The sequence below is a fragment of the Thainema salinarum CENA647 genome, from assembly GCF_057732415.1.
Map to the genome: position 1 here is coordinate 5820127 of NZ_JBYJZJ010000022.1, position 14748 is coordinate 5834874.

Consider the following 14748-nt stretch of genomic DNA (forward strand, 5'->3'; position numbering starts at 1 on the left):
AGATGATTCGTTCGGGCAAGGATCAAAATACCAGTTGCAGATGGGCACTCTATGGAAGATGTGAACAGATGGGCTGAAGGATAGCAAACGTGGCAGTTTCAAATGCGGCTTTAACTCAAGTGCAGGCTTCCGTCATCATTCCCATTTACAACGGAGAAGCGGATTTACCCGATCTGCTAGCAGGGCTGCGATCTCAATCCTATCCGCAATCAGCGGTTGAATATTGCCTGGTCGATAACGGCAGTTGCGATCGCACCTTGGAACAGCTCAAAATTGCCCAATCCCAATTCCAGGAATTGGGCTGGACGCTACACGTTTTGAGCGAACCTAATATTCAAAGTTCTTACGCCGCCCGCAATGCGGGCATCCGCGCCGCAGCGGGTGAAATTCTAATTTTTACCGATGCCGACTGTCGGCCTCAGCCCGATTGGGTTGAGCGCATGGTGCAGCCGTTTGCCGATCCACAAGTTGGGTTGGTCGCAGGCGAAATTAAAGCCCTACCGGGCCAAACCTGGCTGGAGCACCATGCTGAGCAGCAGGAAACGCTGTCGCAGAAGCATACGCTGGCCCATTCATTTTTGCCCTATGGTCAAACGGCCAATCTAGCTGTGCGTCGGGCCGCATTCGAGCAAGCAGGGCTATTTCGGCCCTATTTAACGACGGGTGGCGACGCTGATCTATGCTGGCGGGTGCTGCAAACAGGAGACTGGCGAATTGAATTCCAGCCAGATGCGGTTGTGCGCCATCGCCATCGCTCTAATTTGTCTGACCTAGTGAGCCAATGGCGGCGCTATGGACGCTCCAATCGCTATCTGCATGAACTGCACGAGGTTGATCTGATGCGGGATTTAACTCAGCAGGAATATCTACATAGTGTGGGCCGTTGGCTGCTCAAAGAACTACCCAAAGGTTTGCTCAAGAGCACTACAGGCCGAGCGACCCGAGCGGACTGGCTGGGTACTCCGGTATCGCTCCTATGTGCCAATGCGCGATCGCAGGGGCAGCGACAGGCTAAGCTACCCGAAAAAGCGGCTCAAATTGAGTGGCTTGAGCCTTAATCATTGGAGTCCTAACCCTTAACGATGGCAAGTACTAATTCAAAAATGCCGCCATTGTTGCCTCATCGAACCAGCCGCGAGCGACCAGGATTTCTTCGATCGCCATGCCGGTTGCGGCTTGATCATACTGCACTACCTCTTTCTGCACAGCACTCAGTAAACCCGCCTGCACCAGTTGTTCAATGGCATTTGCAGGACTTTGAGTTTGACTTTCAGGTTGATGATGAACTTGATAATTCAACTGTGATTGAGAGCCGGGAGCTGGTTGAGCCAGTGATGCTGTCTGAATGGGTACTGTCTGAACGGGTACTATCTGAGTGGGGGTTGTGTGAGCAGGGATAGCTAACTGGGCGGGTGAAGTTGAAGAAGCGGGTGACGGCGATTCTGTCTTAGGCTGCGACTCACGATGTTCACTGGGAACCTGACCACGTTTAACTTGAGCATTTCCACTGGGGAAAACATAGATGACGGTTTGACCCGTTTTACCCAAAATCTCGACATCTGGCTGTTCTGCCTGATGGGCTGGATCATGCCGCCTTGCCGCCGTATATTCTTTATTTTTCATACCTTCTAGCCGTCCATTCCGGGAATCTCTCTATCTACCATCTTAGGTAGCCTGCCGAATTTTGAAGTATTTATTCAATTAAGATAGCTTTCTGGCATGTAAATTTTCGGTTTTTCGCATTCGTATTAAATGCTACATCAGAAGAATAAATCAGGTCATAGCAGATAGTGAGTAAAATCTGCTTCAGGAAAAACCCGGATTTTTGGGGTGCGATCTCAGAACGAATTCTACCCTCAGCGTGATTTAGATGAGAAAAGTTTAAATTTCATGAAAATATTTGGTAGAAGTGAGAATAAGTCTTTTATCCGTGTAAGTTCACCTGTGTAAATCATTATGGCTATTGGTGCTGCTGCCGAAATCGATATTGCTCCATTTATTGACCATGCCCTGCTGATTCCGACAGCAACGCCGGAGCAAGTCGAGCAGTGCTGCGCCGAAAGCGAGCGGTTTCGGTTTGCTGCCGTGTGCGTCTTACCCGCCCACGTCCAGCGGGCCGCCACGCTATTGCACGGTAAAGCGCCTAAAGTATGCACCGTCATTGGGTTTCCGCTAGGGGCCTCAACGTCAGCTACTAAGCTATATGAAGCGCAGGAAGCCGTTGAGTATGGCGCAGCCGAGCTGGATGTGGTGATTAACTTAGGCTGGGTGAAAGCCGGACTAGCCGATAAAGTGCATCGCGAAATTGCAGAAATCTGTGATGCGACGGGCGTTGTGGTCAAGGCTATTTTGGAAACGACCCTATTGACACCTCCAGAGAAGCAGCTGGCCGCAGAATTGTGCTTGGACGCAGGCGTCAGCTTTTTGAAGACCAGCACGGGTTGGTATGGTGGGGCCACCATTGCTGATGTTCGTTTTCTGCACGATTTGACGAAAGGTCGCATTGGCATCAAAGCATCGGGCGGCATCCGCACCTATCAGCAGGCCACCGATTTAATTTTGGCCGGAGCCACTCGACTGGGCACATCCCGTGGCCCCGACTTGATTCGTTCGCGCGATAATGTAAAAGAAGAACGCGAGGAACAGTAACAGTAAAAGTTAAGCCCCTCTCCATCTATTCATGAGTCGAACATACAAAGCAACTGGTATCAATCTGAGAAGCATACCCTTTGGTGAGTATGATCGATTGCTGACGGTACTGACACTAGAACACGGGCTGCTGCGTGCGATCGCACCTGGCTCCCGCAAGCACAATTCCCGCCTCAGTGCCCGCAGTGGGCTCTTTGTAGTCAATCAGCTTCTAATTGTTAAAGGTAAGAGCCTCGATAAAATCATTCAGGCTGAGACGGTGACCTCCTATCCAGGGTTAAGTCAGGATTTGTGCAAGCTGACGGCCAGCCAGTACTTGGCTGAGCTGGTGCTGTATCAGGCGCTAAGTGATCAGCCACAAGAAGACCTGTTTGATCAGCTTCAACGCTATTTGCAGCAGATTGAGCAGGCCTCTTCAGCAACCAGCCTGGTGTACTTGGTACACGGCGTTTTTCACTTGCTGCTGATGGCTGGGGTGGAGCCACAGATTTTTGACTGCTGCATGACGCAGGAACCGATTGTGCCCAATTTCGATATTGCAGATTGGCAAACGGGATTCAGCGTCGCTGCGGGCGGCGTATTGAGTCTGCCTGCCTTGGAGCAGCTTGAAGCTGAGCGATATCAGCACATGCAGGCAGAAGGCATAAGCAATCCGGTAGGGGCAAGTAATCCGGTAGGGGCAAATAGAGTGGCCCATCGCGATCGCACATCCATCCCAGCCACTCAAGCCGTTACCAGATCCACAGCGTCTGCCATGCCATCTGCGATCGCAAATGAAGAAACAGGGCGGTATCAAACTGAGCATCACGCTCAGCCGCTCGCCGACGTTGATTATCGTCTCAATGCGCGCGAACTCAAAATCTTGCAGGAAATGGCCCAAACCGAGCTAAGCGAATCTGTTTCTTTAGCGGCAGTGGCAACTGAACTGCGCGATCGCTTTAGCTGTCGCGGCCCAGACTGGCTCAAAATGGAGCAGCTTTTGCGCAAATACGCTCAGTATCACTTTGAGCAGCCGATTCGTTCCGCTGCGCTCGTTGAAACTTGTTTCTTACCCTATGTCACAAAGTCCGTGAATCCCCCATAATCATGGAAGAGGATAAATTTCTTTCAATGATTTGATTTTCTAAAAAGTATTGTCAGTCATGGCGCTGTCTACAGGTCATGCTGGCAGGCAATCATTAACTCATCTGTCGCATATTTATATTTCGGTGATGCAATTGTTTGATTCAGAGTCTAAACAGACCCGTTCAACCCGTGGAGCAGTCTCCAATCGGCGGGGTGAGCTAGATTCGTCGCCAGACTTCGAATCCGACCGCTTTTCTGATCATTCGTTCTCAACAACCAAACCATCCTCGCCCAGCCGTTTTGCATCACCGCCCCAATCCCCTCGTTCAAATACCAACCCCAATCGATCGCCGAGCAAGTCCGATCATTCAAAATCAGCCACGCCAGATTCCAAGACTGTATCAGCGGCAGCTTCTGCCAAATCTAAAGCGACTGCAGAGGTTCAACCTACCCATAAAAAACAGCAGCCAGCTGTCGCTCAGAATAGAGACGACGGCAACGGCCATCACCCTTCAGCCCCCCCGACAGAACCGGCTTCGGAAGTTGTAACCAACTTAACGGAATCCAGTGGCTTTCTGGCTGTCTTAAAAAATCGCAATTTTTTAGCCCTTTGGAGCGGCCAGGTTTTCTCGCAATTAGCCGATAAGGTTTACCTGGTGCTGATGATTGCGCTGATTTCCACTCGATTCCAGGCCGCTGACCAGACGATTAGCGGTTGGGTTTCGGCGATTATGATTGCGTTTACGATTCCAGCCGTGCTGTTTGGCTCCATTGCGGGGGTGTACGTTGACCGCTGGCCTAAGAAAGGGGTACTCGTAGCCACCAACTTAGTGCGAGGCGTACTCGTGCTGGCACTGCCGTTCCTGCTGTGGCTGTCCCAGGACTGGGGTGCGATCGCAGGTTTGCCCATCGGTTTTTGCCTGATGCTGGTGATTACGTTCTTGGTATCCACCCTGACCCAGTTTTTTGCCCCCGCTGAGCAGTCGGCCATTCCCCTGATCGTCAAGCGCCAGAATTTACTCTCGGCCAATTCGCTCTATACGACGACAATGATGGCGTCAGTGATCATCGGTTTTGCCATTGGCGAACCGCTGTTAGAAGTGGCCGATCTGTGGCTGGATAAGCTGGATGGCGGTAGCGGCATTGGTAAAGAACTGCTGGTGGGCGGCAGCTATGCGATCGCAGGTTTAATCTTAGTTGTGATCAACACAGGCGAGAAGGCTCAACACCGCGATCAAGAGCAACCCCACGTTTGGGCCGATATTCGCGATGGCTTGCGCTATCTCGGCAAGCAACCCCTGGTGCGTAACGCGATTATTCAGCTCGTTTTGCTGTTCTCCGTGTTTGCGGCATTGGCGGTATTGGCGGTGCGCTTAGCGGAAGTGATACCGGAAATCAGCTCGTCTCAATTTGGTTTCCTGCTGGCCGCTGCGGGCGCAGGTATGGCCGTAGGTGCAGGTGTTATTGGCCAGTTCGGCCAGAAATTTTCGCGATCGCAGCTTAGCCTCTACGGTTCGATTGGCATGGCTGCATCATTAAGTGGATTGGCCTACTACACTGAACGACTCTGGCCTGCACTGATTCTGATTGGCATCCTGGGCACCTTCGCCGCCATTATTGGCATTCCCATGCAGACCACCATTCAGGAAGAAACGCCGGAAGCAATGCGGGGTAAAATCTTTGGCCTGCAAAATAATGCCGTGAATATCGCGCTGAGTCTGCCGCTCGCGCTGGCAGGTGTAGCCGAAACCCTTTGGGGATTAGAACCCGTTTTGCTGGGATTAGCCACCATCGTGCTCACAGGCGGACTGCTAACTTGGTATATTTCCGATACAAGGACTTCTACCTTGTAAGTGAGTCGTCATAAAAAACTCAAATTAAATGCCGGGAAGCGCTTTGGACAAACGTTTCCCCGGTTTTGAGTGGGCCGCGGGCAGCGACTAATCCCTTTTGCAGGAGTCGTTCCTCCTCTAATATATTTAGCAATCCTACAGTGATCCCTGAATGCACATTGCATGGCTCGGTAAAAAATCCCCGTTTTGCGGCAATGTTACCTACGGTCGAGAGATAACCAATGCTTTGCTAGAACGCGGACATCAAGTGAGTTTTCTTCATTTTGCCCAGGAAAGCGATAATTCCCAGTCGCATTCTGAGTTCAATGAGGTATCCATCCCATTTCTCTACAAGTCGCAGATTTATACCATTCCATCCCTAAAATCTAGTAAGGTTTTAGCCCAGTCTCTCAAAAACCTGAAGCCGGATCTGGTTCACGCCTCCTTAACGCTTTCTCCGCTGGACTTTCTGCTGCCAGAAATCTGTGAGGAACTCAATATTCCTCTGGTAGCGACCTTTCATCCGCCGTTTGATCACAAGCGTCGCAATTTGACGTCAGGAACTCAGCACCTGACATATCAGGTGTATGCGCCCTTCTTGGCTCGCTATCAGCGCGTAATTGTGTTTTCCAAAATTCAGCAAGACCTGCTGGTGCGACTGGGAGTCCCCATCGAGAAAGTAGCGGTGATTCCCAATGGCGTGGAGCCAATGAAGTATATGCCCGGCCCTTCTACGCTCAAACACGAACTCAATGCCGATCGCGTTTTTGTTTACCAGGGACGCTTGGCACCCGAAAAAAATGTGGAAGCGATGCTGAAGGCTTGGCGACAGGCGGAGATGCGTCCTGGCAGCAAACTCGTGATTGTTGGCAACGGCATTCTCGCCGCTTCTTTAATGTCCCTCTATGGTGCCGAAGATGGCATCGTGTGGCTGGGGTTTGTGGCCGACGAACAGCGGCGGATTGAGATTTTGCAGGCGGCAGATGTGTTTATTTTGCCGTCACTTGTAGAAGGGCTATCCCTCTCGTTACTAGAAGCGATGTCCTGTGGAGCGGCCTGTCTGGCGACCGATGTCGGAGCCGATGGTGAAGTGCTGGAAGATGGCGCAGGCATCATCCTGAATCCGCAGCGAGTCACGTCTCAGCTCCATACCCTGTTTCCAGTTCTGCAAGATCATCCTGAAATTACGACTCTGCTGGGTCAGAAAGCCCGTCAGCGCGTCTTGGAGCGGTACACCCTAAGCGACAACATTCGCCAAGTCGAGGCTATGTATTATCAACTGCTTGACCGCCCACAATTGTCTCTAACTCAAACTTGATGTTGATCAGCGACAAATCGCTTTTAGCACTTGAACAAGTGAGGTGAGAGGAGTGAGGGCGTTGCTTAATCTGGATGTGAATGTGATGTGGGGGCGGTGCTCCCACATCACAATTCATACTTAAAATCAGCAATCCCGAGTGAGAGGGTAAGAACCAAAAAGGGCTGTAAAGGATTTCCCAGAGCGCAAACTCAGGATGCGTTCTGAGCAGGTTGCCAATTCTGCCGCAGGTGCTCAATTGCCAATTCCTTTTGTTTTGCTTCTACCTCAATCCAAGGCACAAACTGAAACGATTGCGGCATATCCCAAATTAGATCACTGTGGCGTGGGTCGTGGAGTGAATCGCGTCCGTTCGAAATATGCACCAGTTGCCAAGCCGGATCAGGCCAGGTGTCACGCGCTAATGCCAAAGCCTGTCCTACACTGGCATCGTCGTAGCTATCAAGCTGCTCATGTACCAGGTGATGGTGAGCGTCAAACACCATCGACACGCCAGCCGCCTGACAAATTTGCGCGATCGCAGTTGCACTGTAGGTGTACTCGTCATTTTCCAGCGTCAGCCGAGAGCGAACTGAATCCGGTAACTCATGAATGGACGCAATCAGCCGCTCCGCCCGATCGCCCTTGCCGCCGTGGATGTTAATCGCCGCCCAAGGCGTTTGCGGCAGTCCCATCCGGTCAAACACCTGCGCGTGAGTACTCAAAATTTTGACGCTGTTCTGAATCACCGTAGGCTTATCAGAGTTCAACACCACAAACTGGTCGGGATGCAGCACCAACCGAATTTCCAGCGCCTGCGCCTGCTTGCCAATTTCTCGGAGCTGATCCTGACGTGATTCCAGTACGGGCTGACCAACCTCCGTATCCGCGAAGGGAAACAGATTGGAAATCATCCGATACAGATGGATCTGGTTGCGATCGCAAAATTCAACCGCTCCCCGCAGCCGCCTCAGATTTTCGTCATACAGCACCGTCAGCGCCTCCACCTGCTGGGCCGGACTCATCGTCAACAGCCGCTTCCGGGTCAAGGTCTTAAACCGCACATCCGGAGACGTGGTAATGCAGACCAAGCCGAGTTGAGGCTGAATCGCCGCCTCATCGAACGGAGGAGTTTGAATAACGGGTGTTTGGGAAGGAATCGTTGAAATCATATTTGGGTGGATGGATGATGGGGTAGATGGAGTGTCTTCACGTCCAGTACAAAATCTCGGCTTTGGGAAAACGATTTGCGATCGCAGTTTCAAAGAACGACCGTAAAACTTTCATCGTGTCTTTGTCGTAGACATACTTGGTGCCGCCGAATTTGTTGCGCTTGACGGTGCGGGTGGATTCGTCTAAATCCAGCTTGCTGTTGGGATACCACTCCTGCAAAACGCCTTTCGAGCCGGGAGTGAAGCGGTGTGAAATCAGCTCGAACGTCAGGTCGCAGTCAAAATCGAGTGCAGCAGCGGCCATGTCCAGAAGCTGGCTGTATTCGTCTTGCCAGTTTTCAATCGGCATGATGGGTGCAACCACGAAGCCAATTGGATAGCCGCCGCCACCTTGGTTTGTAGGTAGTGCTAGCTTACGCGCTGCTTGCAGTCGCTCTACCACTGAAGCCGTTCCACCCTCCAACGTGCGGGAAATCGGTAGGGCATTAATGCTAAACCGACAGCGGGTGTGGCCGTTATGGTCGAGATTGAGCAGATCATCTATCGCATCGAACTTGGAAACCCAGCGTAATCGGGCGCGATCGCGGGTGCCAAAATAGCGAATGCATTCCGCCAAACTGCCCGTCAAATGTTCAATGCCCAACGGATCGGTGTAGCAGCTTACTTCGTAAGTCGTGATTGGCTTTTCGGGATCTTCGTAATCCTTTAGGTTCTCCAAAACCTGCGGCAGGTTGGCATAGACCCGAATCACGGGTGGCCCCTGCAAGCTGCCAGCTAGATAGCAATATTGGCAGTGAGCCGGACAGCCCTGAGCTAGGTGAAACTGCCAATCGGCAGAGGGCGGAATGGGACTGAGTTTGAGCTGGCTAGCAGGAGCCGTAACAACCGCTAGCGTTCGCTTGGCATTTGCATATGTCTCGCGCTCTGTTTCGCCCCGCAAACCCGTAATTCGATTCTGCTCCAGCTTCTGCACAGGTAAGCCTAGCGTCTCTACTCGTTCTAAAATTTGCTGTCCCCAAGCCTCATCCAGTGCTGCTGGAGTAAACAGTACCTGCTCTGGCATCCAGCGGCGACGCCGATAGGCCGTATTCATCACAGCGGACTGCGTTGCAGGCAGGGTTGGCGCATAGGGCACATTTTGCAAGTTGGCAGCGCCAGAAGTATTTGCGATCGCAGATTCAGACAAAGCGGATTCAGACAAAACAGTATAGGGAAATAACAACGATGGAACTTGTTCTTTCAATGTGCCGATTCTCAGCGTTCCACCCATCCATAACTTGAAAGAAACTCTCTTCGTCCAAAGAGGGAGTTTCCTAACAGCACAAGTTAGAGACGCAAATTTTGTAGTACTGTCTGAATTTGGGCAATCTAATCTGAGCTATTAATCAGCCGCTACGCTATGAAACCTGTCCTGAATCAAGGCATTCTCATCACCTGGAAAGACGAAAAAGGCTTTGGATTTATTCGCCCTAAAAATGGCGGCGAAGATATTTTTCTGCATATCTATGAGCTAAAAGACGCAACTCGTCGGCCCCAAGAAGGCGACACTATTTATTACTACGTCACAACGCAAGATGGCAAAACGCGAGCTTGTAATGCTTTCATCGCAGGTGCCCGACGTAAGCAAACTGAGTCCGCTGCAAACAAAAGCTCAAATCAAGGCAGTGGGGCTTATGTCTTACAGAAAGCTCCTTTCCCAATCCTCGAAGTATCTCTACTTTCAATTTTTCCAATAGTTAGTTCAGTCATCCTTTTAATTACGACAGCTAATCCGCTCCCGCTAGTTCTGTACCCTGTAATGAGCGTTGCAGCCTTTTATATTTATGCAAATGATAAGCGGCGAGCCAAAACCAACCAGCGTCGAATCGCAGAAAAAACTTTGCATTCCTACGAAATTCTAGGTGGGTGGATTGGTGGGTTTGCCGCTCAGCGCTGCTTTCGGCACAAGAATAAAAAGAAATCCTATCAATTAGCGTTTTGGATCATTGTGGTCGCCCACTATATAGCTTGGATCTATTGGTGGTTATGGTTCTTATTTGCTAGTTAATCGGCATGACTGACAACTGCGATCGCATCCAAATCGAGCATCGCCAAGAACTACGCGCTTGGTTCGTGGCAAACTATGATCGCGTGGACGGTCTCTGGGTGGTCACGTTCAAGAAACACTGTGGCGAGAAATATGTGTCCTACGATGACGTGGTTGAAGAAGCGCTTTGCTTCGGCTGGATCGATAGTCTACCGCGTAAGCTAGATTGCGATCGCACAATGCTGTGGCTCGCGCCGCGCAAACCGGGTAGCGGCTGGTCAAAGTTGAACAAAGAGCGGGTAGAAAAACTGCTGGAGGCTGAGCAAATGACGCCTGCGGGGATGTTGAAGCCGCGAAACAAGACGGATCGTGGTCTGCGCTGGATGAGATTGAAGCACTTGTCATTCCAGATGATCTAGACGCGGCGTTTGCCACCTATGATGCCGCACGCCAAAACTTTGAAGCGTTTCCTCGCTCAGCTAAACGCGGCATTCTAGAGTGGATTGCCAATGCCAAACGTCCGGCAACTCGCGCCAAGCGCATCGAAGAAACGGCCCGCCTTGCTCAGGACAATATTCGTGCCAATCAGTGGCGTTACTAGAAGTTTGTTTAGTATGATCATCAAGGCTTGATTCTATTTAATTTTATTTCTTACAGCATATGGATGAAGAGTTTATTAGACGCTTATGCGAAAAAACCAGTCGATTAAATAATCTTACTTTTAGAAAAATCCACAACTCTCTACAAGAGAATCCTAGTCTTAGATCTATCCTGAATCCAGCCTTTCCTTTTCCTAAGAAAATTCGTTTCGGTTTACTAAGAGGTTATCTAACTGTTGAATATATTGGGCCAAATCAACCAGAAAGCGCTTATTTTACCGTGACGGCTGATTTCCATGATAATCTGCTTGACTTCTTAGACATCAGTATTTCTCATCTCCCATATAGAACCATTCCAAAAGGTATTCCAAAATTAGACAGATTTTGGGATCTTGATAACAGAGTAGAAAATATAAATTTCTTCTTGGGCAATTCGATTGATAGACTATGTGACTATTCATACAAGTTTTTTCACGAGAATGAAAGCGCTGTATTTGAGGGTATACCCGATTTTAGGACAGCGGAGAACCCTTTTTATATTTCCAACTCTACTTTTTTCTGGACAGATGAATTAGGAAATCTAAAAGTAACAACAGTCCGGACAGTTTTTGGGAGAGTGCGAAGAAAGCTATCCACCGTGTAGAGTGCGAATGTACCTAACATGTCGCACCAATGGATAGCCTCAATCGGATTCTAACCGGTTTGCTGGAGACAGCAGGCCATTTGGTAAACCCCAACAACAGTTTTTGTTGACCTTGATGACCACAATTTTCGTGGTCTGTGGCAAGGTGAACTACGCCAACCTCAGTCGTTACAGTGACTTAAGCGAGCGAAGTTACCGTCGACACTTCGAACGGGGTATTGGCTTCGAAGGACTCAATCAAGCACTGATAGAACCATTAAGACGAGACGAGGCGGTTCAGGTCGCAGTGGTCGATTGCACCTTTATGGAAAAAAGTGGACGGCACACCTACGGTCTAGACCAGTTCTACAACGGTAAAACCCAGCGTCCAGAACGGGGCTTAGAACTGTCAGTGGTGGCGATTGTCGATCTGGAGCAGAATACAGGGTACACGCTGTCTGCCCAGCAAACCGAGGCAGACTTACCTCATTTGAGAGCGTCTTCGAAACAGGGAAAGGGCGCGAAGGGCAACCGGATTGACTTCTATCTGGGGCATCTGGCCTACTGCCTGACGTTCTTCCCCACTTGGATTCGCTACATTGTCGCCGACGGGTTTTACAGCAAGTACAAGTGGGTCACTGGCGTGGTGCAACTCGGGTTTCATGCGATTGGCAAACTGCGCTGTGATGCCAACCTCAAGTTCCTCTATGAGGGGCCATACCAAGGGCGAGGTGCTCCTCGACGCTTTGACGGCAAGGTCAACCTGCAAGACCACCGACGATTTCAGTTGGTCAAACGCTTGGACGATGGAGTTTATCTTTATACCGCCATCGTTTGGTCGGTCAGCCTCAAGCGCAACATCCGGTTGGCCTATCTGCTCAAAGAGCATCGGGGTCGCCGCAGTTATGTCGTGCTGTTTTCTACCGACCTCAACATTGACCCGTTCCTCCTTTACCGGTGCTACACGGCCCGATTTCAGATTGAATTTATTTTCCGTGATGCTCGTCAGTTTACCGGGTTAGTGGACTGTCAAGCTCGCTCTGCCGAAGCGATAGACACCCATGTCAATGCCAGTTTGATGGCACTGAACCTGGCTAAAGTCGCGTTGCAAAACAACCAGAAAGACGATGATTCGCTGAGCTTCTCGCTCGCCTCTTTCAAACGACTGGCCCTCAACCAACATCTTTTAGACCGATTTATTGACCAGTTTGACTTGGAGCCGACTTTAATTAAATCCCATCCTAATTACCAAAAGCTGCTTGATTACGGGGCGATAGTCTCCTAAATCTGTCCGGAGTGTTGAAGTAAGGCGTGTTGATTTTTTGGAAGCATGGCCTTTAGAAAATGGGTACTGGGTTTATCCTACTAGACCAGAGAAGCTAGCTGATCTCATATTAGCTTGTACTTTGCCTAAGTATGACATAGAACTTCATGGAAAACTCAATCAATTTATTGAACTTGTTGGTGATACAAGCAATAGTGAAACACAACTAACAAAATTCATCGAAAAGAATCCAGAAATATTACAGCTTGGGCTTGGTGTGCGTGAAATCAACCCACAGATTTTGCTTAAGTGGCAGTATCCTAACGGAAAACCTAACCTCAAGCCAGATTTTATGCCTACTGATAGCGATGGATATGCAAATATTTTAGATTTCAAGCTACCTAAACTCCAATCTAGACCTTTGGTTGGAAATAATATACGTTCACATCCATCGTTCGAGGTTGATCATGCATTAGCGCAAATTGATGAATATGAACAATGGTGCTCTCAAGAAATCAATCAGAAATGGCTTTTTGAGACAAAAGGCATCAGAGTTAAACATCCAAGAAAGTATCTAGTAATTGGGCATAGCAGCGACTTTCCTCCTGAGGAAAGACAAAATTTGCGAAGGACAAGAGATGCATCAATTATCACTTATGATGAATTAATTTCTATGGCTAGGTTTCAGTTATACCGTATCAAATAAAAATATTGATAAAGTGCATACTAATCATTTTTGACCTTTTGATTGATTTTGATTAGCATATTGGGCACTCTAAAGCTGTTAGCAGTTCACTCATCTCACGTAGGACGCTCATGATGGCGCAACTCAAACAGTTGATTCCGGTTGCATTGAAAGATCGGGCCCGCGAGTTTTACTGGCATCTCAAATCTGATCCAGCCTCAGTCGATTACATCTTTGTTCATATCAACAAAAACGGTGGCACCAGCATCGAACGCGCCATCCGTCTCCCCCAACGCCATCGCACCGTACAGGAACTGAAGGCCGAAATCAGCGAAGACCGCTGGCAGAAAGCGTTTAAGTTCACCATCGTCCGTAATCCCTGGGGGCGGGTTGTGTCGCTTTACCATTACCGGATGCGCAATAACCAAACGGGCTTAGGAGAAGAGAACGTCAGCTTTGAGAATTGGCTCAAGCGTACCCTGGTTGAGCAAGATCCGCAGTATTACGACAAGCCCAAGATGTTTCTGCCCCAGGTAGACTGGCTCGTCAATGAGAACGACCAAATCGACGTGGATTTCATTGGTCGCTTCGAGCGCTTAAATGAAGACTTTGATGTGATTGCCCAACGGATCGGCACCAAGGCCAAACTCCCCCACGTCAACGCCTCCCAGCACAAGCACTACAGCGCCTACTATTCCGACGAAGCAGTAGAAATCGTCCGCAACTGGTACGCCAAAGATATCGCCGAATTTGGCTATCAGTTCGAGCGAGCATGACACTTGCGGTCAGTCGTGATTAGAGCTTGAACTGTTATAGCGGTAGATACAGTACAATCCCCTGCCACTCTGCCTGCTCACTACAGTCGATTAGCAGCAGCAATTCATCTATTGCCTGTCGAATTGGCATTCGATCATTGACGACAAACATCCCTGCCATTGCCTCCCCTCCAACCAAACGGTTGTAGGCAAAATCTGGCATTGTTGCTCGGTCATGTGTCAGAAGAATACGCTCGTTGTCTGCTGCCCAAGCTAAAATTGCCGGATCATCGATTTTTCGCAAACCAACATCTTGAACTCGCAATAGATCTAGATCAGGTTGGCGCAGAAACAATCCTCGAACGATATCACCATTGAAGTTCTCATCGCTCAACAATTTCAGCATACCCCTACTGCTGTTTTTGCCGAGAGAGTAGACGAGCACGGATCGACGTTAAATCTGGCTGAATACTAGATAGACGTTGCTGCACTGCTTCAGCCATCTGTTCTCTCTGGTTTAAATACACTTCGACAGAATCCTGATGTCGCAGATAATAACCAATAGTGTTATAAACATCTGCTAAAGAAAGAGTTGAGTACCGATGAACAATCGATTCAGGTGATGCACCATCCTGAAACGCTCGCACGACAGTCTCCAGCAGCACTCTGGAAGTTCCGACTCGAATGGCTCCGGTTTCATCCTCACGCAGCGGTGGTGTTTCGCGTTCCAAAATGAGACTCATAAATCAAGCTTCCTGATTTCTGATACTTTTACTCAAGCA

Annotated in this window: 17 protein-coding genes; 12 read left to right on the forward strand and 5 right to left on the reverse strand. The window is 49.5% G+C overall.

The window, feature by feature from the left end:
• The first annotated feature begins 89 nt into the window (after positions 1-89).
• Complete coding sequence (locus AC286M_RS32270) at positions 90-1058, forward strand: glycosyltransferase family 2 protein (RefSeq protein WP_488208308.1); 969 nt, start codon at positions 90-92, stop codon at positions 1056-1058.
• Between the two features lie 34 nt (positions 1059-1092).
• Here AC286M_RS32270 and AC286M_RS32275 read toward each other — a convergent pair whose 3' ends face one another.
• Positions 1093-1623 carry a hypothetical protein gene (locus AC286M_RS32275; protein WP_488208309.1) on the reverse strand — a complete coding sequence of 177 codons (531 nt, stop codon included), beginning with the start codon at positions 1621-1623 and terminating at the stop codon, positions 1093-1095.
• A gap of 333 nt (positions 1624-1956) precedes the next feature.
• Between AC286M_RS32275 and deoC the strand changes: the two genes are divergently transcribed.
• The 4 genes from deoC to AC286M_RS32295 all read left to right on the forward strand — a co-directional run bounded on the left by deoC (position 1957) and on the right by AC286M_RS32295 (position 6864).
• Positions 1957-2649 (forward strand): deoxyribose-phosphate aldolase, encoded by a 693-nt coding sequence (deoC, locus tag AC286M_RS32280; protein ID WP_488208310.1) that lies wholly within the window; start codon positions 1957-1959, stop codon positions 2647-2649.
• A gap of 31 nt (positions 2650-2680) precedes the next feature.
• On the forward strand, positions 2681-3733 hold the full coding sequence (recO, locus tag AC286M_RS32285) for a DNA repair protein RecO (RefSeq protein ID WP_488208311.1): 1053 nt from the start codon (positions 2681-2683) through the stop codon (positions 3731-3733).
• A gap of 58 nt (positions 3734-3791) precedes the next feature.
• Complete coding sequence (locus tag AC286M_RS32290; protein WP_488208312.1) at positions 3792-5567, forward strand: MFS transporter; 1776 nt, start codon at positions 3792-3794, stop codon at positions 5565-5567.
• A 151-nt stretch (positions 5568-5718) separates the two neighbouring features.
• Positions 5719-6864, forward strand: coding sequence for a glycosyltransferase family 4 protein (locus AC286M_RS32295; protein ID WP_488208313.1), 1146 nt, complete (start codon positions 5719-5721; stop codon positions 6862-6864).
• A 191-nt stretch (positions 6865-7055) separates the two neighbouring features.
• On the opposite strand, the gene uvsE is transcribed toward AC286M_RS32295, so the two are convergent.
• Together uvsE and AC286M_RS32305 are read right to left on the reverse strand one after the other, a co-directional pair.
• Entirely contained in the window at positions 7056-8015 is a 960-nt protein-coding gene (uvsE, locus tag AC286M_RS32300) for a UV DNA damage repair endonuclease UvsE (RefSeq protein ID WP_488208314.1), read from the reverse strand.
• Between the two features lie 37 nt (positions 8016-8052).
• Positions 8053-9216, reverse strand: a complete 1164-nt coding sequence (locus AC286M_RS32305; protein ID WP_488208315.1) for a spore photoproduct lyase family protein — start codon at positions 9214-9216, stop codon at positions 8053-8055.
• A gap of 198 nt (positions 9217-9414) precedes the next feature.
• Here AC286M_RS32305 and AC286M_RS32310 point away from each other — a divergent pair, with 198 nt between their 5' ends.
• The 7 genes from AC286M_RS32310 (at position 9415) to AC286M_RS32340 (ending at position 13987) form a co-directional block, all read left to right on the forward strand.
• Positions 9415-10062: a DUF1294 domain-containing protein gene (locus AC286M_RS32310; protein ID WP_488208316.1), complete on the forward strand. Its 648-nt coding sequence runs from the start codon at positions 9415-9417 to the stop codon at positions 10060-10062.
• A gap of 5 nt (positions 10063-10067) precedes the next feature.
• Complete coding sequence (locus AC286M_RS32315) at positions 10068-10460, forward strand: YdeI/OmpD-associated family protein (protein ID WP_488208317.1); 393 nt, start codon at positions 10068-10070, stop codon at positions 10458-10460.
• Positions 10445-10642, forward strand: a complete 198-nt coding sequence (locus AC286M_RS32320; protein ID WP_488208878.1) for a YdeI/OmpD-associated family protein — start codon at positions 10445-10447, stop codon at positions 10640-10642. Before AC286M_RS32315 ends, AC286M_RS32320 begins: the two co-directional genes overlap by 16 nt.
• A gap of 59 nt (positions 10643-10701) precedes the next feature.
• A complete protein-coding gene (locus AC286M_RS32325; RefSeq protein WP_488208318.1) occupies positions 10702-11283 on the forward strand; it encodes a hypothetical protein in 582 nt (193 codons plus the stop codon).
• A gap of 115 nt (positions 11284-11398) precedes the next feature.
• Entirely contained in the window at positions 11399-12547 is a 1149-nt protein-coding gene (locus AC286M_RS32330) for a transposase (RefSeq protein WP_488203420.1), read from the forward strand.
• 37 nt (positions 12548-12584) lie between these two features.
• A complete protein-coding gene (locus tag AC286M_RS32335; protein ID WP_488208319.1) occupies positions 12585-13232 on the forward strand; it encodes a Shedu anti-phage system protein SduA domain-containing protein in 648 nt (215 codons plus the stop codon).
• Positions 13233-13342: 110 nt separating this feature from the next.
• Positions 13343-13987 (forward strand): sulfotransferase family 2 domain-containing protein, encoded by a 645-nt coding sequence (locus AC286M_RS32340; RefSeq protein WP_488208320.1) that lies wholly within the window; start codon positions 13343-13345, stop codon positions 13985-13987.
• Positions 13988-14021: 34 nt separating this feature from the next.
• Here the strand turns inward: AC286M_RS32340 and AC286M_RS32345 are convergent, their stop codons facing one another.
• Together AC286M_RS32345 and AC286M_RS32350 are read right to left on the reverse strand one after the other, a co-directional pair.
• Positions 14022-14372 (reverse strand): DUF5615 family PIN-like protein, encoded by a 351-nt coding sequence (locus tag AC286M_RS32345; RefSeq protein ID WP_488208321.1) that lies wholly within the window; start codon positions 14370-14372, stop codon positions 14022-14024.
• Between the two features lie 4 nt (positions 14373-14376).
• Entirely contained in the window at positions 14377-14709 is a 333-nt protein-coding gene (locus AC286M_RS32350; RefSeq protein ID WP_488208322.1) for a DUF433 domain-containing protein, read from the reverse strand.
• Between the last annotated feature and the right edge of the window lie 39 nt (positions 14710-14748).

Coding starts and splice junctions, on each gene's coding strand:
- uvsE (WP_488208314.1), bottom strand. CDS start 8,015: ATGATTTCAACGATTCCTTCCCAAACACCCGTTATTCAAACTCCTCCG.
- AC286M_RS32290 (WP_488208312.1), top strand. CDS start 3,792: ATGGCGCTGTCTACAGGTCATGCTGGCAGGCAATCATTAACTCATCTG.
- AC286M_RS32350 (WP_488208322.1), bottom strand. CDS start 14,709: ATGAGTCTCATTTTGGAACGCGAAACACCACCGCTGCGTGAGGATGAA.
- recO (WP_488208311.1), top strand. CDS start 2,681: ATGAGTCGAACATACAAAGCAACTGGTATCAATCTGAGAAGCATACCC.
- AC286M_RS32340 (WP_488208320.1), top strand. CDS start 13,343: ATGATGGCGCAACTCAAACAGTTGATTCCGGTTGCATTGAAAGATCGG.
- AC286M_RS32310 (WP_488208316.1), top strand. CDS start 9,415: ATGAAACCTGTCCTGAATCAAGGCATTCTCATCACCTGGAAAGACGAA.
- AC286M_RS32315 (WP_488208317.1), top strand. CDS start 10,068: ATGACTGACAACTGCGATCGCATCCAAATCGAGCATCGCCAAGAACTA.
- AC286M_RS32295 (WP_488208313.1), top strand. CDS start 5,719: ATGCACATTGCATGGCTCGGTAAAAAATCCCCGTTTTGCGGCAATGTT.
- AC286M_RS32345 (WP_488208321.1), bottom strand. CDS start 14,372: ATGCTGAAATTGTTGAGCGATGAGAACTTCAATGGTGATATCGTTCGA.
- AC286M_RS32325 (WP_488208318.1), top strand. CDS start 10,702: ATGGATGAAGAGTTTATTAGACGCTTATGCGAAAAAACCAGTCGATTA.
- AC286M_RS32275 (WP_488208309.1), bottom strand. CDS start 1,623: ATGAAAAATAAAGAATATACGGCGGCAAGGCGGCATGATCCAGCCCAT.
- deoC (WP_488208310.1), top strand. CDS start 1,957: ATGGCTATTGGTGCTGCTGCCGAAATCGATATTGCTCCATTTATTGAC.
- AC286M_RS32330 (WP_488203420.1), top strand. CDS start 11,399: ATGACCACAATTTTCGTGGTCTGTGGCAAGGTGAACTACGCCAACCTC.